The 21,064-nt window shown below is 66.5% G+C and carries 16 protein-coding genes; 6 read left to right on the top strand and 10 right to left on the bottom strand.

The window, feature by feature from the left end:
• Window positions 1-66: 66 nt before the first annotated feature.
• Entirely contained in the window at window positions 67-717 is a 651-nt protein-coding gene (locus AArcCO_RS13620; protein ID WP_259534045.1) for a potassium channel family protein, read from the top strand.
• Here AArcCO_RS13620 and AArcCO_RS13625 read toward each other — a convergent pair.
• Window positions 714-2,228, bottom strand: coding sequence for a carboxypeptidase M32 (locus tag AArcCO_RS13625; protein ID WP_259534046.1), 1,515 nt, complete (start codon window positions 2,226-2,228; stop codon window positions 714-716). The genes AArcCO_RS13620 and AArcCO_RS13625 overlap by 4 nt on opposite strands.
• Window positions 2,229-2,287: 59 nt before the next feature.
• Window positions 2,288-3,517, bottom strand: a complete 1,230-nt coding sequence (locus AArcCO_RS13630; protein ID WP_259534047.1) for a M20 family metallopeptidase — start codon at window positions 3,515-3,517, stop codon at window positions 2,288-2,290.
• 192 nt (window positions 3,518-3,709) lie between these two features.
• On the opposite strand from AArcCO_RS13630, the gene AArcCO_RS13635 reads away from it, so the two are divergent.
• The gene (locus AArcCO_RS13635; protein ID WP_259534048.1) at window positions 3,710-5,569 is read left to right on the top strand and encodes an ATP-binding protein; all 1,860 of its coding nucleotides are present in this window, start codon (window positions 3,710-3,712) and stop codon (window positions 5,567-5,569) included.
• A gap of 43 nt (window positions 5,570-5,612) precedes the next feature.
• Here the strand turns inward: AArcCO_RS13635 and AArcCO_RS13640 are convergent, their stop codons facing one another.
• Entirely contained in the window at window positions 5,613-6,644 is a 1,032-nt protein-coding gene (locus AArcCO_RS13640) for a threonine aldolase family protein (RefSeq protein WP_259534049.1), read from the bottom strand.
• Window positions 6,645-6,712: 68 nt separating this feature from the next.
• A complete protein-coding gene (locus AArcCO_RS13645; protein WP_259534050.1) occupies window positions 6,713-7,435 on the bottom strand; it encodes a DUF7504 family protein in 723 nt (240 codons plus the stop codon).
• A gap of 100 nt (window positions 7,436-7,535) precedes the next feature.
• Here AArcCO_RS13645 and AArcCO_RS13650 point away from each other — a divergent pair, with 100 nt between their 5' ends.
• Together AArcCO_RS13650 and AArcCO_RS13655 are read left to right on the top strand one after the other, a co-directional pair.
• Window positions 7,536-8,495, top strand: coding sequence for a succinylglutamate desuccinylase/aspartoacylase family protein (locus AArcCO_RS13650; protein ID WP_259534051.1), 960 nt, complete (start codon window positions 7,536-7,538; stop codon window positions 8,493-8,495).
• 13 nt (window positions 8,496-8,508) lie between these two features.
• Window positions 8,509-9,687: a threonine synthase gene (locus tag AArcCO_RS13655; protein WP_259534052.1), complete on the top strand. Its 1,179-nt coding sequence runs from the start codon at window positions 8,509-8,511 to the stop codon at window positions 9,685-9,687.
• A 25-nt stretch (window positions 9,688-9,712) separates the two neighbouring features.
• Here AArcCO_RS13655 and AArcCO_RS13660 read toward each other — a convergent pair whose 3' ends face one another.
• On the bottom strand, window positions 9,713-10,684 hold the full coding sequence (locus AArcCO_RS13660) for a transcriptional regulator (protein WP_259534053.1): 972 nt from the start codon (window positions 10,682-10,684) through the stop codon (window positions 9,713-9,715).
• Window positions 10,685-10,903: 219 nt separating this feature from the next.
• On the opposite strand from AArcCO_RS13660, the gene AArcCO_RS13665 reads away from it, so the two are divergent.
• Window positions 10,904-12,184, top strand: a complete 1,281-nt coding sequence (locus AArcCO_RS13665; RefSeq protein ID WP_259536452.1) for a tRNA(Ile)(2)-agmatinylcytidine synthase — start codon at window positions 10,904-10,906, stop codon at window positions 12,182-12,184.
• Window positions 12,185-12,242: 58 nt separating this feature from the next.
• Here the strand turns inward: AArcCO_RS13665 and AArcCO_RS13670 are convergent, their stop codons facing one another.
• The 3 genes from AArcCO_RS13670 to AArcCO_RS13680 all read right to left on the bottom strand — a co-directional run bounded on the left by AArcCO_RS13670 (window position 12,243) and on the right by AArcCO_RS13680 (window position 18,031).
• The gene (locus tag AArcCO_RS13670; protein WP_259534054.1) at window positions 12,243-13,031 is read right to left on the bottom strand and encodes a polyprenyl synthetase family protein; all 789 of its coding nucleotides are present in this window, start codon (window positions 13,029-13,031) and stop codon (window positions 12,243-12,245) included.
• Window positions 13,032-13,109: 78 nt separating this feature from the next.
• Window positions 13,110-15,545 (bottom strand): efflux RND transporter permease subunit, encoded by a 2,436-nt coding sequence (locus AArcCO_RS13675; protein WP_259534055.1) that lies wholly within the window; start codon window positions 15,543-15,545, stop codon window positions 13,110-13,112.
• The gene (locus tag AArcCO_RS13680; protein WP_259534056.1) at window positions 15,542-18,031 is read right to left on the bottom strand and encodes a COG1361 S-layer family protein; all 2,490 of its coding nucleotides are present in this window, start codon (window positions 18,029-18,031) and stop codon (window positions 15,542-15,544) included. Before AArcCO_RS13680 ends, AArcCO_RS13675 begins: the two co-directional genes overlap by 4 nt.
• 239 nt (window positions 18,032-18,270) lie before the next feature.
• Between AArcCO_RS13680 and AArcCO_RS13685 the strand changes: the two genes are divergently transcribed.
• Window positions 18,271-19,146, top strand: a complete 876-nt coding sequence (locus AArcCO_RS13685; protein ID WP_259534057.1) for a TrmB family transcriptional regulator — start codon at window positions 18,271-18,273, stop codon at window positions 19,144-19,146.
• A 22-nt stretch (window positions 19,147-19,168) separates the two neighbouring features.
• Here AArcCO_RS13685 and AArcCO_RS13690 read toward each other — a convergent pair whose 3' ends face one another.
• Window positions 19,169-19,471, bottom strand: a complete 303-nt coding sequence (locus AArcCO_RS13690) for a glutathione S-transferase N-terminal domain-containing protein (RefSeq protein WP_259534058.1) — start codon at window positions 19,469-19,471, stop codon at window positions 19,169-19,171.
• A gap of 106 nt (window positions 19,472-19,577) precedes the next feature.
• Window positions 19,578-21,041, bottom strand: a complete 1,464-nt coding sequence (locus AArcCO_RS13695) for an NCS2 family permease (RefSeq protein ID WP_259536454.1) — start codon at window positions 21,039-21,041, stop codon at window positions 19,578-19,580.
• Between the last annotated feature and the right edge of the window lie 23 nt (window positions 21,042-21,064).

The raw sequence follows: 21,064 nt of genomic DNA on the forward strand, positions 1-21,064 counted from the left end.
ATCCGAACACCGCCCAGAACTGACGGGGGGAACACGCTTATTAGGTGCTGAGCCGACCTGTGTCACATGTCCGAAACGGGGCACATTGTCATTGCGGGAGGCGGCCGCGTCGGTCGACGCGTCGCGTCTCGCTTCGCCGACGGAGGAGTGGAGGTTACAGTGATCGAACGAAACCCGGACGGGGTTCCCAACACCGAGGAGGGTATCGAGTACGTCGAGGGCGACGCGACTCGCCCGTCGATACTTCGCCAGGCGGTGACCGACGAAACGACCAGGCTCGGCGCGCTGACCGACCGTGGCGATACGAACCTGGCGATCTGTATGGCTGCAAAGCAGCTGTACCCCGACATCCGAACTGTCGCCCGGATCGCCGAGGAGGAGGGTGACGAATACACCGAGTACGTCGACGACGTCTTCTTCCCGGAGCGAGCCAGCATCAAGGCGGCAGTCAACGCCCTCGCGGGCAGCGACGTCCGAACGCTCGAGGGAGTCACCGGCGACATCGAGGTGTTCGACGTTCGGGTCGACTACGAAGCGCCGGCGGCCGGCGAGGTCGTCGCCGACGCGCTCCCGGAGGGGTCGGTGGTGATCTCCCAGGCCGACGGCGACGTCACCGTTCAGCACTCGACGAAGCTGGTGGGCGGCCGGCGGTACCTCGTCGCCGCCGACAGGGAGGTCGCCGGCGAAGTGCTCCAGCAGCTGCAGGGAGAAAACTAGATCCCGTACAGCTCGCCGTATTTCTCTTCGACGTACTCGGTGAAGTAATCGGCGACGAAGTCTTCGCCGGTCGCTTCGATTACGAGGTCGTTCGTCCGATACTGCTTGCCGTGGGCGTGGACGTTCTCCGAGAGCCACTCGTGGAGGGGATCGAATTCGCCCTCGCGGATCTTCCCCTCCAGGTCGTCGATCTCCTCGGCAGCTGCGGCAAACAGCTGGGCGGCCATAACCGACCCCAGCGAGTAGGTCGGGAAGTAGCCGAAGTTGCCGTGACTCCAGTGGATGTCCTGTAGACAGCCCTCCGAATCCGACTCCGGCCGGATTCCGAGGTACTCCTCGTATTTGTCGTTCCACACCTCGGGAACGTCAGCGGCCTCGAGGTCGCCCCGGACGAGGTCGCGCTCGATCTCGAAACGGATCACGATGTGGAGGTGATAGGTGAGTTCGTCCGCTTCGACCCGGATGAGGTTGTCCTCGTACACCTGGTTTGCCGCCTCGTAGGCCTCCTGTGGCGTACCGTCGAACTCGGGGAAGTAGTCGTTCACGATCGGCGAAAGCAGCTCCCAGAACGATCGGGACCGACCGACGTGGTTCTCCCAGAGCCGCGATTGCGATTCGTGGACCGAGAGGTCCCGCGATTCGCCCAGCGGCGTCCCGAACTCCGACTGTGGGAGCCCGAGGTTGTACTGGGCGTGGCCGAACTCGTGGATCGTCGAGGTCATCGCGCCCACCGGATCCGACTCGTCGAACCGGGTGGTGACCCGACAGTCGAACTGGTTGCCCGACGTGAACGGATGCGAGGAGGTGTCGAGCCGGCCGCGGTCCCAGTCGTAGCCGATCACCGAGAGGATCTCCCGGGAGAGCTCCTCCTGGACGTCGGCGTCCCACTCGCCTTCGAAGGTGTCGGTCGCCAGGTCGGCGTCCGACTCCCTGATCGCGTCGATCATCGGCACCAGCGTCTCCCGGAGTTCCGCGAGGATCTCCTCGGCCCGTTCGAGGGACAACCACGGTTCGTACTCCTCGAACAGCACCTCGTAGGGGCCCCGGTCGGGATCGATCTGTTCGGCGTACTCCCGCTTCAGTTCGACGTGTTTCTCGAGATACGGTTCGAACGTCTCGAAGTCGTCGGTTTCCTTCGCCTCCTCCCAGGCGGGTAACGCCTCGGAGGCGGTCTCGGAGATTTCTTCGACGAGCTCGCGGGGCACCGCAGCGGCGCGCTCGTGCTCCCGTCGGATCTCCCTGACGCTTGCGGCCTGTTTGTCGTCCAGATCCGCGCCCTCGAGCTCCGACAGCAGAGAGCCGATCTCGTCGTCGGTGAGCAGTTCGTGCCGCAGCGACGCCAGCGTGGAGAGCTGCTTCGATCGGGCGGGCGTCCCCTTTTCGGGCATCATTACCTGCTGATCCCACGAGAGGACGCCGCTGGCGGTGCCGAGATACGAGATGCGCTCGTACCGATCCAGAAGCGCCGCGTAAGCCTCCGGCGCGTCGGTCGATGTGGCTTCGGTTGCCATACACGCGCCTTGTCGCGCCCGGGTAAAGAACCGACTGCTTTCCCGGTCGGATTGCCGGCTTACGCTTCTGAGATCTGTCGACAGACCCGCTGTGCAGCCCGGCGGTAGATGCGGTAACACCGCGTGAGGACGTCGATCGAGACGCTCTCGGTGTCGGTGTGGGCTTCCCCGGGTTCGGCGGGGCCACAGACGACACAGGCCGTCCCGGCGGCGGCGAGCCACCCGGCGTCGGTGGCGTGGGGTTTGGTGACGTGTTCGGGCGCCCCCGACTGCGCCTTGCGGGCGGCCTCGAGCACCACCTCTGCGAACGCGTCGTCCGAACACGCCATCGGAGGGAGGTCCTGTTCGAGCTCGAGGTCGACACCCGGGAGTTCACTCGCGCGTTCGAGGTCGGCCCGCTCGCCGGGCACCGTGCGCTCGTCGACGGAGATCTCACAGCGCTCGGGGATCACGTTCCAGGCGCTCCCGCCCTCGATCTCTGTGACAGCCAGGCTCCCTCGCAGTTGATCCCCGAACACCGCCGCCTCCGGAAAGGGCAGCTCGCGGACGACGTCGACTGCGTCGCTCGCCCGGTAGATCGCGTTTTTTCCCCGTTCGGGCTCGCTGGCATGGGCGGCCTTCCCCCGGACGTGGAGCGTGCTCGCTCGGCGCCCCTTGTGCGCGATCGCGACGTCAGTCACCCCCGCCTTCGAGTAGTTCGTCGACCCCTCGGCCACCACCGCGTAATCGGGGACGAACCCGCCGTCGATCGCGGCGCGTGCGCCCTCGCCCCCCGTCTCCTCGCCGACGAACGACGCGAACGCGAGGTCCGGAGCCTCCAGTGGCGCCTCCGAGGCGTTCCCACCGAGGTCGGCATCCCGGAACGCGAGCAGACAGGCGGCGACTGCACCCTTCATGTCGGCGGTCCCACGGCCGTACAGCCGCCCGTTGCGTCGGTCGACTGCGTAGCTGTCGGCGTTTTCGACGGTCCCCACTGCGATCTGCGACTCGCCCGGCGGCACGACGTCGTGATGCCCCACGAGCGCGAACGTCGGTCGCCCGTCGTCCCGGACGTCGGCCGGTTCGGATACTCCGGGAGGCGATCGGCGAGCGAGAACGTTTCCGGCGTCGTCTCGTTCGACGACAGCCCCGGTTTCCCGCCGAAGCCAGCGCTCGATCGCGTCGCCCGCCGCCGTCTCGTCGGCGTGGCTGGGAATCTCGACGAGCTGCCGCGTCAGCGAAACGAGTTCCGCTCCGATCGATCCGTCGTGGGACACCCCGTTTCCGTCGGGCTCCGGTGTATCGTCCATGGGGACGCTGGGACCTGCCGGCTCTTGGGTGTTGGCGTCAGCGTTCTATTCGGAAGAGAGGCAGAAACGGACCCTAATATCAGCACTGAATATCAGATACCCACTCTGTCAGACGTTATTCACATGACTGATAATCGAGCACGAATGTTTATACCCGTTGGCGTTCTTCTGGTAATAACAGGCCGATAGAACGTGACAGAGACACCAGTCGTCCTCGTAGTCGCAGAGGACGATCCGCCCGACGATCTTCTCGGGGCGCTTGCAAGGGAGTGGACCGTCGCCCTCGGCCATCCCGACGAGATCGACACGTCGCCGGACGCGGACTGTCTCGTCTGTTGTGACCCGTTGAGCCGGGCGTGGGCCGCGACGGCGGCTCCGTCGGTTCCGACCGTCGCCTGCGGCGACGCTCCGGCGACGCGGGGGGCCGCCGCAGTCGGGAGTGAGGGCGATCCGGTTGGTCGTTTGGACGGCGTCTCCGTCCAGGGTGGTGATTCACCCTGCTCGCCGGATCGGATCCTCGAGGAGGTTCGGGAGAAACTGTCCGACGTGGAGTCGACGGGCGAGGAACACGAGCGGCGGGTCACCGAACTGCACGAGGGCGTTACGGAGTTCCCGTCGCTTCACCGGCCACAGCGAGTGTTCGAGCAGACCGTCGAGATCGCCGAACGCGTCCTCGAGTTCGACCGCTGTGCCGCGATGCGCCACCACGACGGCGTGCTCGTTCCGGTGGCGGAGTCGGGAGACGCCGAGATCGGCGACGCCAGACCCATGTCCGTCGACGAGGGGGTCGGAGGCTGGTCGTTCAAAACCGGGAACTCCCGGCTCATCGACGAGGTGGACGCCGAACACGACGCGAACCCCTCGAAGGCGGAGTTCAGCTCCGGACTCAGCGTCCCGATCGGGGACCACGGGGTTTTCCAGGCGGTGTCCGCCGAGCCGGCGGCCTTCGACGAGCGGGATCTCGAGCTGGCGGAGCTTCTCGCGGCCCACGCCGGCGAGACGCTCGCGCGGATCGAAACCACCGCCGAGCTGCGAACCGAGCGCGACCGTCTCCAGTCGCTGTTCGAGAACGTGCCCGACCCGGCGATTGCCTTCGAAATGGTCGACGGCAACCCGGTCTTCCGGCGGGTCAACGCCGCCTTCGAGGAGGTGTTCGGCTACGAAAGCGAGACGGTCCTCGGGAAGAACGTCGACGAGTACGTCCTGCCGGAGGACGAGGAGAAACGAAAGCGGGGCGAACTGTTCAATCGGCGGCTTCGCGAGGGGAAAAACGTCTCGGCGGAGGTGGTCCGCCGAACCGTAAACGGCTCTCGTCACTTCATTCTGCAGGTGATCCCGCTGGAGCTCGGCTCGCACAACGTCTCGGGGTTCGCCATCTACACCGACATCACCGAACAGCAGGAACGGGAGGAGACGCTCCGAAAGCAGAACGAGCGGCTCGACGAGTTCGCCTCCATCATCTCACACGACCTCCGGAACCCGCTTTCGGTCGCGACGGGCTTTCTGGAACTCGCTCGCGAAACCGGCGACGACGATCACTTCGATCGGGCCGCCAGGGCACTTGACGACATGCAGGAGTTCCTCGACGACCTGCTCCAGCTGGCCCGAGAGGGTCGACTCGTCGGCGAACTGGAGGAAACGGAGCTGGAAACGGTGGCGAGACGGGCGTGGGCGAACGTCGCCACGGATGGGGCAACCCTCGAGTTCGAGTCGGGCTGTTCGGTCGCGCTGGATCGGGCACGTGCGACGGAGCTGTTCGAGAACCTGTTTATCAACGCGGTCGAACACGGAGGGGAAGACGTCACCGTCCGGGTGGGGCCGCTTTCCTGCGCCTCGGGCGATCCGTCGGGGTTTTACGTCGAAGACAACGGGCCGGGAATTCCCGAAACCGACCGCGACCGCGTGTTCGAATCCGGCTACACGACCGACGAGGCGGGCACCGGCCTCGGGCTCGCGATCGTCCAGCGGATCGCCGAGGCACACGGCTGGACGGTCGAAACAACCGACGGCGCCTGCGGCGGCGCACGGTTCGAGTTCTCCTTCGAGGAGTGACGCCGACGACGCGGATCGGAGACCACGACCGAGGAGGGACTCCTCACCCGTCGAGCGACTCGACGACCGATTCGATGCGGTCGACCGCCTCCTTTACGTCCGCCCGGGAGACGTCCAGATGCGTGCAAAGCCGGGTGGTGTACTCGTCGAATGCGCCGGCACCGACGCCAGCGTCCTCGCAGGCGGCGACCAGCTTTTCGGCGGTCGTCCCCAGTTCGCTCGAGTCGACGACGACGATGTTCGTCTCGGGTTCGGGGGCGCAAAGCCCCTCGATCTCGTCGATCCCGGCCGCGAGCAGGCGGGCGTTCTCGTGGTCGGTGGCGAGCCGATCGACGTTCTCGAGTGCGACCAGCCCGGGTGCGGCGATCACGCCCGCCTGACGCATCCCTCCGCCGAACAGCTTGCGGATCCGGCGTGCCTGTTCGACGAACTCCTCGGGGCCGGCGAGCATCGAGCCCACCGGTGCGCCGAGCCCTTTCGAGAGGCAAAACATCACCGAATCGACGTTCTCGACCAGTTCGTCGGCCGGCGTGTCGAGGGCGACGCTCGCGTTGAACAGCCGTGCGCCGTCGAGGTGGACCGGAACCCCAAGCTCGCCGGCGGCCTCTGCAGCGGCGTCGACGTGCGCTTTCGGGACGGCGATCCCGCCCCGGTAGTTGTGTGTGTTCTCCAGACACAGCAGCCCGGTCCCGGGCCGGTGGAGGCTCTCTTCGACGTACGCCTCCCGCACCTGCTCGGGCGTGGGAACGCACCGATCGCCGGCGTCGACCAGCCGGGACTGGACTGCCGACAGTTGCGCGGCACCGGCGACCTCCCAGCGGTGGATATGTGACTCCTGTTCGAGGAGGAGTTCCTCGCCGCGGTCGGTGTGGACCCGGATCGCGATCTGGTTGCCCATCGTTCCCGACGGGACGTACAGCGCCGCCTCGGTGCCGACGAGGTCGGCCGCGCGCCGCTCGAGTTCGTTCACCGTGGGGTCACCCCGATAGACGTCGTCTCCGACGTCGGCGTCGCGGGCCGCCTCGCGCATCCGATCCGAGGGTGTCGTGACCGTGTCAGAACGGAGATCGATCATCGTCGGAACCGACGGTCGGCCCAAGGATATAAGATACGGTACCCGACGGCTGTGGGGCCGTTGCTCGCTCACCGCACGTACATCCAGTCGCTCGCGCCGTACTCGGGGAGATGAATGCGGTGGGCTGCAGGGCGGGCCTGGATCTGCCGCAGCTCGATCCGGGCGTCGAACGCCGAGGCGAACGGGAGTTCCCGTGCCCGTTCGTCCGACATCGCGACGTGGAAATGCCCCATCCCGTCGGCCTCCCGGACCGAACTCGTGACGTCGGTCACGAACTCCGAAACTGTCGAGGTCGGGTATCGCTCGAGAAGCGGCCCCAGCGAGTCGACGCCGACCCGGAGCTGTGCCGGCTCGAGCTCGCGCCCCGACAGGCAGTCTGCCATCCTGTTTTCCAGCTGTGCACGGAGCTCCACGAGCGGATCCTCCCCCTCCGGCGGCGGGAACTCTCCGGGATCCGGATCGTCGCCGTCGAGTTCGTCACGGTAGTCGATCAGATGCGTCTCGTCGTCGAGGATCGAGACGCCGCCGGGGAACTTCACGGCAAGCGCGTCGACGTCGTCGCGGATCATCACGAGGATCCGGTACCGCTCTTCCCGGGGTGAGCCGAGCAGCCGGGCGGTGATCAGATCGACGGCGGGACCGCCCGTGCTCTTCGTCACCAGCACGTTACAGCCCCGCTGTTTGATCCGCTGGAGTCGACGGGAGAGCTCCTCGTCGAGTTCCTCGTCTACGTCGTCGTAATCCTCGTCGTCGTCGACGGCGGGGTCGCCCGCACTGTCGCCGGAGACCATTTCGTTCGGATTAGTTCGACAATTTATATAATAGTTGAGGATTTATCGAGGATCGCGGCGGATCGAACCGATAAAGGCGCTCGCGTTCGAGTATCGGGCAATGACGATCAGCCTCGGTACCGCAAGCGCGGCACCCGGCGAACTCGACACCGGCCGCCTCGCGGTCGGAGAGGCGCGGGACGGGAGTCCGGTTCGGCTCCCGGTCTGTGTGGTAAACGGCGCCTCCGACGGGAAGACGCTGTACGTGCAGGCCGTAAGCGACGGTGACGAGCTCAACGGTCTCGGCGTGTTGACGCGGGTCGTGCCGCAGCTCGACCCCTCGTCGATGTCCGGAGCGGTTCTCGTGGTCGGGATCGTGAACCACTACGGGTTCCAGGTCGCAAAACACCGCAACCCGATCGACGACACGAAGCTGAACCGGACCTACCCCGGCGACGAACACGGCTCGACGAGCGAACGCATCGCCGCTGCGACGTTCGACGCCGCGAAGGACGCGGATCTCATCGTCGACCTCCACCAGGGATCGACCAGTCGCATGATAAACGAGGTTCGGGTTCGCTGTGGTCGGCGTCACCGGATGCACGCCGACTGTCTCCACCTCGCGAAGGTGTTCGGCTGCGGCCACGTCTTCGACCAGAAGGGACCGGACGGACAGCTCGCGCGTGTCGGCCCCGACGAGGGGATCCCGACGATCGATCCCGAACTGGGCGGGAGCGTCGGCTGGGACGAAACCTCCGTCCAGAAGGGGGTCGAGGGGCTGTTCAACGTGTTGCAGTACTACGGCTTCATCGACGGGAACGCCGATCTGAATCCCCAGACCCGCGCCAGGGGCTTCGACCAGTACGGTTCGCCGGTCGGGGGGCTCGTTCACTTCCGAAAGGACCTCGGTGACAGAGTAGCCGCCGGCGACGTGCTGTTCCGCGTGACCGGCCCGTTCGGGGAGGAGAAAACCCGGGTGACCGCCGAAAGCGACGGGATCTTCTGGCGGAGTCGTCGCCTGCCGCAGGTCGCGACCGGCGAGTACGTCTGTTCCGTGGGGACGGACGTCGACGAGTACTGATGGATAGACACTGATGAGTGGTGACCACGCCCCGGAATCCGACACCGGAACGCCGACACCGAGACCGCTCAGCTGCCCCGCCTGCGGACAGAGCTATCCGGACCGGTGGCGGTGTGACTGTGGATCCCCGCTCCGGTTCGACTGGCAACCGACCGGCCTCGGGAGCGACCCGCCGGATCCGGCGACGTTCGACGCCCGGGACGGACTGTGGAGCTTCGCCGACCTCCTTGCAGTCGGTGACGATCCGACAGACCGGATCAGCCTCGGGGAGGGACTGACGCCGCTCGTGGACGCCGATCGTCGATCCTCCCGAACTGACCAGCCCGCGTGGAACGCCACGTTCAAGCTGGAGTACGTCTTCCCGACGGGTTCGTTCAAGGACCGGGGCGCAACGACGACGCTGACCCGGGCCCGAGAGCTGGGTGTCGACCGGATCGTCGAGGACTCCTCGGGCAACGCCGGCGCCGCGATCGCGACGTACGCCGCCCGTGCCGGGATGGACGCCGAGATCTACGTTCCAGCCGCGGCCACGGAGTCGAAGCTCCGCGCGATCGAGCGCGCCGGCGCGACGGCGGTTCGGGTGGAAGGCAGCCGGGGCGAGGTCACCGACGCCTGTATCGAGGCAGTCGAATCGGGCGACGCCTGGTACGCGAGCCACGCCTACAACCCGGCCTTCTTCGAAGGGACCGCGACGGTCGCCTACGAGATCGCCCTCCAGCGAGACTGGACCGTTCCCGACGCCGTTGTCGTTCCGCTGGGCCACGGGACGCTGTTTCTGGGCGCGTATCTGGGGTTCGAACGGCTCCGGGAGGCGGGCTGGATCGATCGTCTCCCGCGACTGCTGGGCGCGCAGGCTGCCGGCGTCGCACCGGTGGTCCGACAGCGTCACGGCGAGGCGGCCGCCGCGCCGGGCGATGGTGAACACAACGACGCCGCCGACGGCATCCAGATCGCCGATCCGGCCCAGTTGGAGTGGATCCGCGAGGCGATTGAGGAGACGAACGGCGACGCGATCGCGGTCTCGCGATCGGCAACCGAACGGGAACTCGACCGGCTCCACGCCGCGGGCTTTTACACCGAGCCGACGTGTGCCGTCGCACCCGCGGCGCTGCGGGAGTACCGGAGCCGCGGCGTCCTGGCGCCCGACGACGACGTGGTCGTGCCGCTGACTGGCAGCGGGCTGAAAAAGTGAGGCGCCGACTGCAGAACGGTCGTTTTCAGGCCTCGCCCGGTTCCGTGCCCCGCTCGCGGATGACCTCCCGAATCTCCTCGGGGTCGTCCATGCCGGCGAGCTCCTCACACGAGACCAGCGCCGTTCCGTCGACGGACTCCTTGCGGGCGTCCGACTCCGTGAAGTACACCGACTGCGTTCGGGTGACTCGGCCGATCGAAGACATCAGCCGGGCGCGCTTCTCGGCGCTTTTGGTGAACTCCGAGTGACCCGTGAGCACCCGCATCCGCTGTTCGGCGACGTCCTCGCCGACCGCCTTGAACGGCGCCCGCTGCGTCGGGTGGACGGTGAAGCCGGCGCGGGACAGCACTGCGACCACGTGGTGGTCGTCCGGATCCGCTTCCGGGGCCTCGGGCGTCGGCTCGGCGTCGCGGACCTCGTCGGCCCCTTCGAGCACGTCCACCGGGTTCGAGAACGGTCTGTCGAACAGGTCCTCCAGTTCGGCGGCGACCTCGATGGAGGCGTTCATCCCGTCCTCGTACTTCGACACCGTGCGCCGGGAGACGCCGAGCTCGTTGGCGAGCTTCCCCAGCGACCAGCCGCGCTGTTCCCGTTCGTCCGCGAGCACGTCGCCGTCGATGCTGACGTACAGCCCACCCGGCGCCGCGTAGATGAGTGGCGGGACCTTCTCGACGAACAGGTCGTAGGCGGTGTCCGGGTGAATGACCGGTACCCCGTGTCTGAAATACACCACGCCCGGTTTCAGCTCCTCGTTTCGGGTCCGGAGCCCGAGCAGGATCGGGGTCGCCTCGAGGTACTGCCCGAGCCGCCGCATCTCCTCGCCGGTGCCGGCGTCCAGCGCGTCGACGTTGCCCAGGATCTTCAAAAGCAGGAGGTCCTCCCCCCGCCGCGCAGCGATATCGAAACTCTTCGGACGGACGGCACACCGGTCGCTGACGAGGAACCCGGCGTCCTCGAGCATGGCGACCACGTTCTCGACGAGCGCCATCCGTGACATACTGAAATATAAGTGACTTCCAGCATATATGTGTTGTGGGAATTTCGGAATACCGGTATTACGCCGTCTGGCGGTTTTACGTTCGGCGTCCGGGTCGTTTATATTGAACCGCAGGACGTCCGCGAAACCCCCTTATCCGTCCGCCGATTACGGCCGCCAGTGACGCAGTCGACAGCGACGATCGTGGGCGTCGACGACACCGACTCCCGGGAACGCGGGATGTGTACGACCTACCTCGCGGCACGGCTCGAAGAGCGCATCGAGGCGGCCGGCGGCGAGGTCCGGCGGCAGCTACTGGTCCGGCTCAACCCGGCAGTCCCACACAAAACCCGGGGAAACGCGGCGCTCGCGCTGCACGCCGACGTCGATCCCGACCTGGCGCTGGAGCTGGTTCGCGAGGAGCTGTCCGGGCTGGCAATTGCGGACGATCCACGAACGTCCCCGGGAGCGGTCGTGGCCGACGTCGAGCCGGCTGCGATCCCGGAAGACGTCGCAACGTTCGCCCGGAACGCGTTGCGGGAGTTTCACGACCTCTCGGAGGCGATCGACCTGATCGAGCGACGCGGCTGGGAACAGGAGGCGTTCGGCGGAGGAACGCCAGCGGCGACCGGAGCCGACGACGTCGTGGGACGGGGACGCATCGGCGCGCTGGCGGCGGTCGGCGCCTGGCGGGCGTTCGACGACTGGACGACGGAACACGTCGCCTACCGGGAGTTCGACCGGTGTGGCACGCCCCGGGAGGTCGACGTCGACAGCGTCTTCGACGCCGCCGACTGGGGCTACCCGACCGTCTGGGACACCGTCGACCGGGCGGAAGGGGAGGCGGTTTGCGTCCCGAACGCGCCGGGACCGATCCTCTATGGCATCCGAGGGGACGATCCCGACGCCTGCCGAGCGGTCGCCGATCGGATCGACGCCGAGCCCGTCGAACGGACGGCGACGTTTCTGACCAACCAGGGGACCGACGCCCACCTCGCGCCCGGGGAGATCGGATCGCTCCGGGACGGGGCGGGCTACCGGGTCGAGGGAACCGTCGCGAGCCCGCCGGAGACGCGTCGCGGGGGACACGTGTTCTTCGAACTCGCCCGTCCCAGGGATTCCGGGATGGAGACCCCCCCGACCGTCACCTGTGCGGCCTTCGAGCCGACGAAACGGTTCCGGGAGCGCGTCCGGGCGCTCCGGTCCGGGGATCAGATCACCGCCTGTGGGGAGCACACCGACGGCACACTCAAGCTCGAGAAGTTCGCCGTCAGGGAACTGGTCGAAACCGAGCGGGTCAACCCGACCTGCCCCGACTGTGGCCGGTCGATGTCCTCCGCCGGACAAAACCAGGGGTACCGGTGTCGGGACTGCGGGACCGCCGCCGAACGGAAACGGCCGAAACCGATCGATCGAGCGCTGGACGTGGGTTGGTACGAGGTGCCGCCGTGTGCCCGGCGCCACGTCGCGAAACCCCTCGTCAGGGGCGGGTTCGACGCGAACGTCCACCCCGAACGATAGCACCGAGAGCCAGTTTGCCGTCGTCGGGAGGGGCCGCAACCGCCACGGGAGTCGGGGACTACGGTCGGCCGCTGGGTGTGACGGGATCGCGTTCCTCACAGACGCTGTCTGCGATCCGGCGGAGATTCCGGTGTAATCCGGGGGCGGCCGCCGTCTGACAGCTATCGACGATCCCGCCGATGATCCGGTCGAGCGACTCCCGCGGACGGGCGATGGCCGCGTTCCCCGTGATCGCCTCCGTAGCGAGCGTCCAGCCAAAGGCGGCGCCGCCCTCCTCGAGACTGGACAGCGTCGCCTCATCGAGCTCCCCCAGGACGCCCGCGAGCCGCGCGGCGGCCCCGCCGAGGACCGCCGGCGCAGTGTGGTCGAACCTGACGACCCCGGCGTCCGCCGGGGACGTGTCCCCACTGAACTGTCGCGCTTCGAACTGGCCTTCGTGGGTGCGGATACTCGCGCGAGTCAGCACCGAGAAACACCGGGTGACCAGCGGGGCCGGCGCGTCGAGTCGACCGAGTCGTTCGAACGCCCGCGCCTGGAGGTAATCCCCCGAGAGGATCGCGCGGTCGTCCTCCCGGGCCGTTCGGCCGGTCGGCGACACGTCCTCCAAGATCCGTCCGTGAACGAGCGCCTGGAGATACGACAGTTCCAGCGACACGGCGGCGGGAAACGGATCGGCGACGTCGGTCCCGACCGCGTCGACGAGCGCCAGAAACAGCTGTCCGCGGACGTATCCGGATGGCCACCGGTCGCGGATCGAGTCGAACTCGACGTCGGCGTGAGGGCTGGAAAGCGTCCGCTCCAGGGACCGCTCGATCCGGGCGCTCCGGGCCTCGAGCCGCTCGGTCATCGTCGCTCAGACAGTCGACCGCTAGCTATAACGGTTTTTCGGCCACGCCACGAAATCGACCGACGGCAGCGGTTCGATTCACCCGAATCGGCGCTCCCAGACGATCAGCGTCGGCGGCAACACGATCAGCGCAGCCAGATACGAGTAGATCACGCTCACCGACATCAACAGGCCGAACTGCCCGAGCATCGGACTGACCGCGAGCAGCAGCGATCCGACCCCGCCGGCGGTAGTGATCATGCTGCCGGTGATGCCGCCGCCGGTCCCTCGAAGCGTCGTCAACAGCGCGGCGTAGGCGTCCGGCCCCCGGTTGTACTCGTCGATGAACCGGTGGGTGATGTGGACCGAGTAGGCGACGCCGATGCCGATCGTGATCGAGAGAATTGTCGCCGTGAGCGCGTTGAAGGGAATGTCTAAAAGCGGCATCGATCCCGCGAGAAACACCACCGTGACGACGATCGGAACCAGGTTCGCGACCCCAAGCGACGCCCGACCTTCCAGCAGGTCGTAGACGACGACCAGGAAGATCCCGGTCACACCGAGCGCGATCGCGAGACTCACGATCGCCGACTCGAGGATGAGCTCGGTCAGCGCCTGGAAGACGACGATGTTTCCGGTCGCGGTCGCGTCGAGCCGGTAGTCGCCGGCGACGTCGCGGGCGTCGCGGGTGACCGGCTCCTGGCCGGCGTCCGCCTCCACCGAGTAGATCACCCGGGTCGCATCGAGGTCCTCGGAGACGTAGTTGAGCGCCTCCTCGCGGACGGGCGAGGACAACAGCGCCTCGTAGATCTCCTCGAGGTTCCGGTCGGGAACGCCGTTCCCGCTGACGTCGTTTTCCGCAAGCAGCGCCGCAAACTCCGGATCCTCCTCGGCGTACTCCTGCATGACGGTGACGACGCTGCGTGCGACCGCCCGGTCGCCGTCGGCCACGAACGTCGGTGGGGGGTCCGCGCCGGCCCGGTGGATGGACTCGAGCGCGTACGGCTGCCGCAGGGGCCCCTCCGCGTACACCGTCACCTCGTCGTCCTCGCCGGTTTCGAAGTTGTCCCCGAGGAAGTTGACCGCCTCCGTGACCGTGTACTCCCCGGGACCGAGCGGCTCGGGGATGACGTCGATGTAGACGGGCATCTCCTCGTACGGCAGGAAGTCCTCGTCGTCGAACCGGGTCTCGACGTCGGTCGCGAGGACGCCCATCCCGGCGGTGGCGACGAGCAACAGAAGCAGCATCGCGATCGGTGCCTTCCGTCCCGCGACTGCCCCGAGCGGCAGGATCTTCCCCAGCGTCGACTCCTCGGAGCCCAGCGGTTCGTTGCTGAACTCCGGGAACCGGGTCCCCTCGCGGAGGTCGTCCAGGAACACCTTCGCTGCGGGCATAAACACCCCGAAGATGAGGAACGTGAAGGCGATCCCGACGCTTGCGACGAAGCCGAACTCCTGGATCGGCCCCAGGTCGCTCGCCATGTTGGCGCCGAAGCCGATCGCGGTGGTGCCGGTGACGATGAAGAAGGCGACCAGCAGCTGGTTGGACGCTGCGGTCATCCCGTCGTGAATCCCCTCGCCGGCGATCCGCTCCTCGCGGTAGCGGTTGACCGCGTGGATGCCGAAGTCGATCCCGACCGCGAGCAACAGCGGCGGCACCGCGACCATCATCTGGTTGAACGGAATCCCCGCAATCCCGGTGAAGCCGAACGTCCAGATGACCGCCATGAAAAGCGAGACGAGCCCGAGAATGAGATCGACCGGATCGCGGTACGCGACGATCAGGAAAAGCAAAATGAGCAATCCGACAGCAGGTACCATGATCGAAAGCGAGTCGACGAGCGCGGCCTCGAACTCCGCATCGAAGATGCCGCCACCGAAGACGATCACGTCACCGCCGACTCCGTCGGCGGTCGACTCGACCTGTCGCTGGATCTCCCGTTCGGTGTCGTCTCCCCCCTCCGGGATCTGGTGGGTGACCACGCCGATCGTCGCGGAGGCGTGCATCTCCCGCTCGTTGAAGTCGTCCGACAGCGACCGGGTGATCGCCGGGTTCTCCTCGACCAGGGTTCGGGCGGCCGCCCGGACCTCCGCTTCGGTGGCCCCCTCGACGGCGTAGATCTGTGCTTCCAGGGTTTCTGCGTTCGGATCAAGCACCTGCGCGACCCCCCGTGCGGGGCTGGTCGCCTCCACGACCCGCATGTCGGGGTTCCGCTCGATGCGGTACTGCAACTCGAGCATTCGGAGCACCCCGTCCCGCGAGAGGACGTTCTCGCCCCGCTGGAGGAGTTGCGTCGTCGTCTCGTCGTCGTCGAAGGCGGGTTCGAACTCCTGGTCGACCCGGTCGAGCGCCTGCTGTTCGGGGACGTCATCGGTGAAGGCGTCGGTGCCGGCGTCGAACTGGATGTTCGCCAGCCCGCCGGCAAACAGCCCAGTGACGAGGAGAAACGCCAGAATCACTGCCCGGGGACGCTCGGTGATCCAGTGGTTGACCGTATCCAGCGCCGGCTGGTAGTCCCACCGGCCGCGACTCATCGGTCGCCGGAACGGCCGCGTTTGCCCCTGCGCCGCTCCCACTCCTCGCGAAGCTGTTCCCGGTCGGGGAGCCGATCCCGGTACCGCCAGCCTGCGAGGGCGGCGAGCACCAAGACGAGCAGTATGAGCCAGAGCGGAACCAGTGGCTCGGCCGGTTCGACCACCTCGACGGGCACCCGGTAGGTGTCCGACAGCCGGGTTTGGTCCCGCTCGTCGTCGTACCGGAAGTCGATCGAAACGGGGTACGTCTTCGCGACCGCGCCGCCGGAGGCGCTCACCTCGAACACGATCGTCTCGGTTTCCCCGGGCGCGATCTCCGTCAGGAACGCCTCGTCGTCGTCGCTGGACAGCGGGCTGTTTGTGAACAGCTTCGCGCGGACGTTCCGGAGCGTCTCGTCGTAGGTGTTCTCGATGTCGATCTCGATCCGAGTGGTCTCGCCCGGCTCGAGGGTGGCCTCCGCCGGGCGGAGTGTGAACTCGTCTCGCTGTGGCTGGACGGTCGCGAACACGTCGGTCGCGTCCGACAGCCGGACCTCGCCGCGGTGGTTGCGGTATCGCGTGGTCAGCTCCAGCTGTCTGGGCCCCGCTTCGGCGTCGCGGCTCACCCCGATCCGGTACTGGAACTCGGCGGACTCGCCCGGCTCCAGCGAGCCGACGGCGTACTGGGTCTCTCTCGGGAACAGGTTCGCCAGGTCGCTGTCGTACAGCACGACCACGTTCTCGACGGTCCGCTCTCCGGTGTTGGTGACGGTTCCCTCGAGTGTGCCGTCCTCGCCGACGTACAGCGAGCTTTCGACGTCGCCGACCGCGAACGACTGTTCGGGCAGCGGACGCAGACCGATCGTCCTGCTCCGGGGAGTCAGATCGTTGTCGTCGGCGTCGCGGCTCTCGACGGTCACGTCGACGGTGTACTCCCGTTCGAGCGCGTCGTCTGTCGCCCCGCTGCGGTAGGACAGCGTTATACTCTCGCCGGCCTCCCACTCGCCGACGAACGCTTCCGAGGTCGGCGACCCGGGCCCTTCGGGCTGGAACGTCAGGTCGCCGGCCGTGATCGTCTCGCCGGCGGTGCCCGAGCCGAACACGATCGCCTGATCGCCCGCCGAGACCGTCACCGACGCTTCAGTGACGTCCCGGGGGCCGTCGTTGCGGAGTTCGATCTCGAGGACGCCGTCGTCACCCACTGCGACGTCGTGGTCCACGTCCACGACCTGGTACCGCTGTTTGGCCAGCGGCTGGACCCCGGTTCGGAGCGTTCGTTCGAACGCCTCGTCGTCGACGGTGCGGTAGGCGACGTCGACGTCGATCGCGTAGAACTTCTCGATCGCCTCCTCGGTCGTTCCCGCCCGGAACTCGACTGTTCTGGTCTCCCCCGGCTCCCACGCCCCGACGAACGTCTCCGAACTGGGGCCGCCCGATCCGAAGAAGACGTCCTGATCCTGTGCCGTCGCCGCGACGGACGCCTCCTCGACCGGCTCGTTTCCGGCGTTTCTGATCTCGAGGGTCAGCGTCCCCGACTCGTCGACGCCGATCGAGTGGTCGAGTTCTTCGATCCGGAACTGGTGTGCGGGGTGTGGCCGAACTGCCGTCCGGACCGACCGGGCGAGCCGTTCCCCGTCCTGGGTGTCGTATTCGAGATCCAGATCGACAGTGTAGAACGTCCGGATCGCGTCGGCGGTTGTCCCCCCGCGGAACGCGATCGTCCGCGTCTCGCCGGCTTCCCACTCGCCGACGAACGTCTCCGAGCTGGGCCCTCCCGAGCCGAAAAAGAAGTCCTGGTCCTGGGCCGTCCCCGTCGCCACGACTTCGTCGACGTCCTCGCTGCCCGTGTTCTCGACTTCGAACTCGACGAGCCCGGTCCCGCCGATCCCGACGTCGTGTGTCACGTTCGTGACCTCGAATCGAGCTTCGTCTTCGACCTCGATTGTCATCCGGAACGTTTCCGATCGCTGGCGGACGTCCTCCTCGTAGTCGGCGTCCCCGTCGTCGTACTGCGTGTAGTAGACGAACTGGGCGTCGCGGTAGGTCACCTCGACGTCGATCGTGTACTCGCCCGGATCGGCGTCCTCCTCGACGAACACCTCGAACCCGTGAGGGCCGCTGGATTCGCCGTCCTCGATCGTCCCCACGAACTGTTCGTTCGTCCGGACGTCGATCGGCGCCCCCCGCGTGTCGTCGACGTCGATCCTGACCGACCGCGCCTCCGTGGCTCGATCGATCGCCTCCGAGGGATGCTGCCCCGTCGACTGTACCTCCCCGTCGTTCGCGATGAAGAACTCGAGCGTGTCCGTCTCCCCGGCCGCGACCCGGTTGTCCGGCAGCGTGACGTCGAGTTCGGCGCTCCCCTGGACGACTCCCGATCTCGTCTCGTTGGCCTCGACGACGCCGACCCCGGTCCCCAGGCTGATTCCGACGACGGCGATCACGGCCGACAGAAACACGATCGTCGCGACCGCACCGACGATCCCTCGGCGCCACGGGGAGCTCATTGTAGATCCGCTCGGGGACTGTGACGGATAACGGTTTTCAAACCACCAAAAACATAATATCAGTTTTTATATGGTTATAGGTCCGAGAGGCAACAGTTTCCGACACCAGTCAGGCAGCCAAATCGGACGTTTTCAGTAGTGAAACGGGTTAATTCGGATTCGATCAGTGTCAATCTGGAAGAGATAGGATCCACGATAACTGGTTTATACTGTGGAGGTTTAAGTGTAGATAGATCGCAATGGCTGACGGACGCGAGGGGACGGAAAGCCGGATCGACGGGGAAGACGCGACGCTTCGAGATCTCGGTCTATCCAGCTACGAGGAGCGGGCCTACCGGGCGTTGCTCGCGCTGGGATCCGCCACAGCCAGCGAGATCTCCGAGGCGAGCGGGGTCCCGACGGGGCGAATCTACGACGCCCTGGGCGGGCTGACGTCCCACGGTGCAGTCCGAACACAGGACGGCAGCCATCCGACCGTCTACGCCGCAGTCGAACCGGAGGTGGTCGTCGACAGGTTACTCGAGGTTCGGACCCGGGAACTGCGCGACCGTCTCGAACGGTACAAGGCACAGCGGGCGGAACTGCTCGCGGATCTCCGCGAGATCGAAGTGCCCGAAGACGAGTTCTGGACGGCAGTGATGGGCCCGGAGGAGTCGATGGAGCTGTTGCTCGAACGCATCGACACCGCCGAATCGTCAGTGACGCTCGTGGCCGACACCGTGAGCTCTCAGTTCGAACTCGACGAACTCGGTCCCCGGATCCTGGAGACCCTGTTCGGCGCCTACAGGCGCGAGGTCGACATCTCGATTTTGCTTTCAGAGTCCGTGTTTGCACAGATCAGCCGCGAGCTGGGCAGGGGGGACGGGCTCGACCACCGACCGTTCGACTGGTCGCTGTTCGAACTCCGGGCGAGCGACGATCTCCACGGCAACTTCACGCTGATCGACGACGCCGAGATCTGCATCGCGATCCCGAATCCGGCAGCACCCGACGATCTGTTCGGGATGGTGAACTTCCGGGACCGCCACTTCGCGGCCCGGGCGGACGCGACGTTCGAGCGCGCCTGGGAGGACGCAAGGCGGATCACCTCGCTTTCGGAACCTCGCGAGGAGTGACGTCGCCCCCGGTGAAGCTTCGTCAGGACGTCTCGCCGTACGTCTCCTCGACCGTCTCGCCGTACGTCTCCTCGACCGTCTCGCCGTACGTCTCCTCGAGGTACTCGATGATCCGCGTGCTTTCCGACATCCCCTCGACGCCGTTCGCCTCGTCGACGAGCACCGGGACGCCGGTCTGGCCGCTGCGTTCCTGCACCTCCGTCCGCTCGTGGTGTACACGGGGGACGGTTCTGGATTCGTAGTCGAGCTCCAGCTCCGCGAGTTTCTCGCGGACCATCGCACAGTAGGGACAACCCTGCAGTTCATAAAGGACGAGTTCCGTCATCGGTTCCGGGTATGCCCCTGAGCAGGATGAACTACCGGGGGTTATGCTCTGGGTGTGCAAAACCGCGAAACCACGCGGGCGGAGTCGCCAAAACGCTTCGCTTGGTTCAGAGGATGAATCCGCCGGTCTGGAGCACGTAGTACAGCGCCAGCACCGCCGCGATGGCGTACTGGCCGGGGACGACGTCACGACCTTCACCCATCGCGAGCTTGACGATCGGGTACGCGATGATCCCCGCCGCCAGCCCGTCGGCGATCGAGTAGGTGAGCGGCATGATCGTGATCGTCAACACCGCCGACACCGTCCAGGCGGGGTCCGACCAGTCGATGTCGGTGACGCCCTGGAACATGATGATGCCGACCACGACCAGCGCGATAAAGGAAGCGTAGTCCGGCACGATCGACGCCAGCGATACCAGCGGGATCGCAAGCAGGAACAGCCCTCCGACGACCAGCGCGGTGAGCCCGGTCCGACCGCCCTCCTCGATTCCGGTCGAGGATTCGATGTACGTCGTCACCGTCGAGGTGCCGAGCATCGAACCGACGGTAGTGCCGACCGCGTCCGCCATCAATGGCTTGTCCATCTCCGGGAGGTCGCCCTCCTCGTCGAGGAAGCCGCCGAACTGGGAGACGCCGATCAGCGTCCCCGCCGTGTCGAAGAAGTCCACGAAGAAGAACGTGAACACGACGAACGCGAACGTAATCGGTTCCACGTGTGTGAACCCGTCGACGAACGCACCCGCAAGCGGCGTGATGTCCCACTGGACGTCCATCAGCACCGAGAGGAATCCCTCCGTCTGTGTCCGTTCGAGCAGCTGGGCGTCCACGAGCGTCCCGCGCTCTACGAGCCCGGCCAGGGCGACGACCCATCCGACCACCGCCGTCCCGAGGATGCCGATCACGATGCTGCCGGTCACGCCGCGAGCCCACAACACGAGTGTGAGTATCAGGCCCGCCAGCGCCACGATCGCCACGGGGTTGGTGAAGATGTCACCCAGCCGGACGAGCGTTTCGGGATCCCCTACGACGATCTGCATCTCCTGGAGACCGATGAAAAGCAAGAACACGCCGATCCCGGCTCCGACAGCGAACTTCACCGGCTCGGGGAACAGCGAGATGATGTACTTGCGGGCGCCGACCGCCGTTAGCAGGATGAAGATCACGCCCTCCACGAACACCGCCGCCAGCGCCGTCTGCCAGGGGATACCGAAGCCCACGACGACCGAAAAGGCGAAGAAGGCGTTTAGCCCCATCCCCGGCGCGAGCCCGAAGGGCCGTTTCGCGTAAAACGCCATCACCACGATCGCCGCAATCGATGCCAGAATGGTAACGATCGCCAGCATCTGGAACACCTCCGTCGCCGTGTAGGTCGCCCCGTCGATGACCGCAGTGTCGGCACGCTCTCCTGCCCCGTGGTCCCACAGGATCGCATACGAGAGGATCGCCGGGTTTACGACGATGATGTAACTCATCGCGAGGAACGTCGTGATCCCCGCGAGAACTTCAGTACGGACGTCGGAGCCGTGGTCGTCGACGTCGAAGTACGACGAAAGTGTTTCGCTCAACCCCATGGTAGCACAGGGAGGCATACCTC

The sequence above is a fragment of the Halalkaliarchaeum sp. AArc-CO genome (assembly GCF_024972735.1).
GTDB lineage: Archaea > Halobacteriota > Halobacteria > Halobacteriales > Haloferacaceae > Halalkaliarchaeum.

Excerpts from the sequence above, each read along its gene's own strand:
- AArcCO_RS13645 (WP_259534050.1), bottom strand. The coding sequence starts at position 7,435 with ATGGTCTCCGGCGACAGTGCGGGCGACCCCGCCGTCGACGACGACGAG.
- AArcCO_RS13650 (WP_259534051.1), top strand. The coding sequence starts at position 7,536 with ATGACGATCAGCCTCGGTACCGCAAGCGCGGCACCCGGCGAACTCGAC.
- AArcCO_RS13655 (WP_259534052.1), top strand. The coding sequence starts at position 8,509 with ATGAGTGGTGACCACGCCCCGGAATCCGACACCGGAACGCCGACACCG.
- AArcCO_RS13670 (WP_259534054.1), bottom strand. The coding sequence starts at position 13,031 with ATGACCGAGCGGCTCGAGGCCCGGAGCGCCCGGATCGAGCGGTCCCTG.
- AArcCO_RS13630 (WP_259534047.1), bottom strand. The coding sequence starts at position 3,517 with ATGGACGATACACCGGAGCCCGACGGAAACGGGGTGTCCCACGACGGA.
- AArcCO_RS13680 (WP_259534056.1), bottom strand. The coding sequence starts at position 18,031 with ATGAGCTCCCCGTGGCGCCGAGGGATCGTCGGTGCGGTCGCGACGATC.
- AArcCO_RS13660 (WP_259534053.1), bottom strand. The coding sequence starts at position 10,684 with ATGTCACGGATGGCGCTCGTCGAGAACGTGGTCGCCATGCTCGAGGAC.
- AArcCO_RS13625 (WP_259534046.1), bottom strand. The coding sequence starts at position 2,228 with ATGGCAACCGAAGCCACATCGACCGACGCGCCGGAGGCTTACGCGGCG.
- AArcCO_RS13665 (WP_259536452.1), top strand. The coding sequence starts at position 10,904 with ATGTGTACGACCTACCTCGCGGCACGGCTCGAAGAGCGCATCGAGGCG.
- AArcCO_RS13690 (WP_259534058.1), bottom strand. The coding sequence starts at position 19,471 with ATGACGGAACTCGTCCTTTATGAACTGCAGGGTTGTCCCTACTGTGCG.
- AArcCO_RS13685 (WP_259534057.1), top strand. The coding sequence starts at position 18,271 with ATGGCTGACGGACGCGAGGGGACGGAAAGCCGGATCGACGGGGAAGAC.
- AArcCO_RS13620 (WP_259534045.1), top strand. The coding sequence starts at position 67 with ATGTCCGAAACGGGGCACATTGTCATTGCGGGAGGCGGCCGCGTCGGT.
- AArcCO_RS13675 (WP_259534055.1), bottom strand. The coding sequence starts at position 15,545 with ATGAGTCGCGGCCGGTGGGACTACCAGCCGGCGCTGGATACGGTCAAC.
- AArcCO_RS13695 (WP_259536454.1), bottom strand. The coding sequence starts at position 21,041 with ATGGGGTTGAGCGAAACACTTTCGTCGTACTTCGACGTCGACGACCAC.
- AArcCO_RS13640 (WP_259534049.1), bottom strand. The coding sequence starts at position 6,644 with ATGATCGATCTCCGTTCTGACACGGTCACGACACCCTCGGATCGGATG.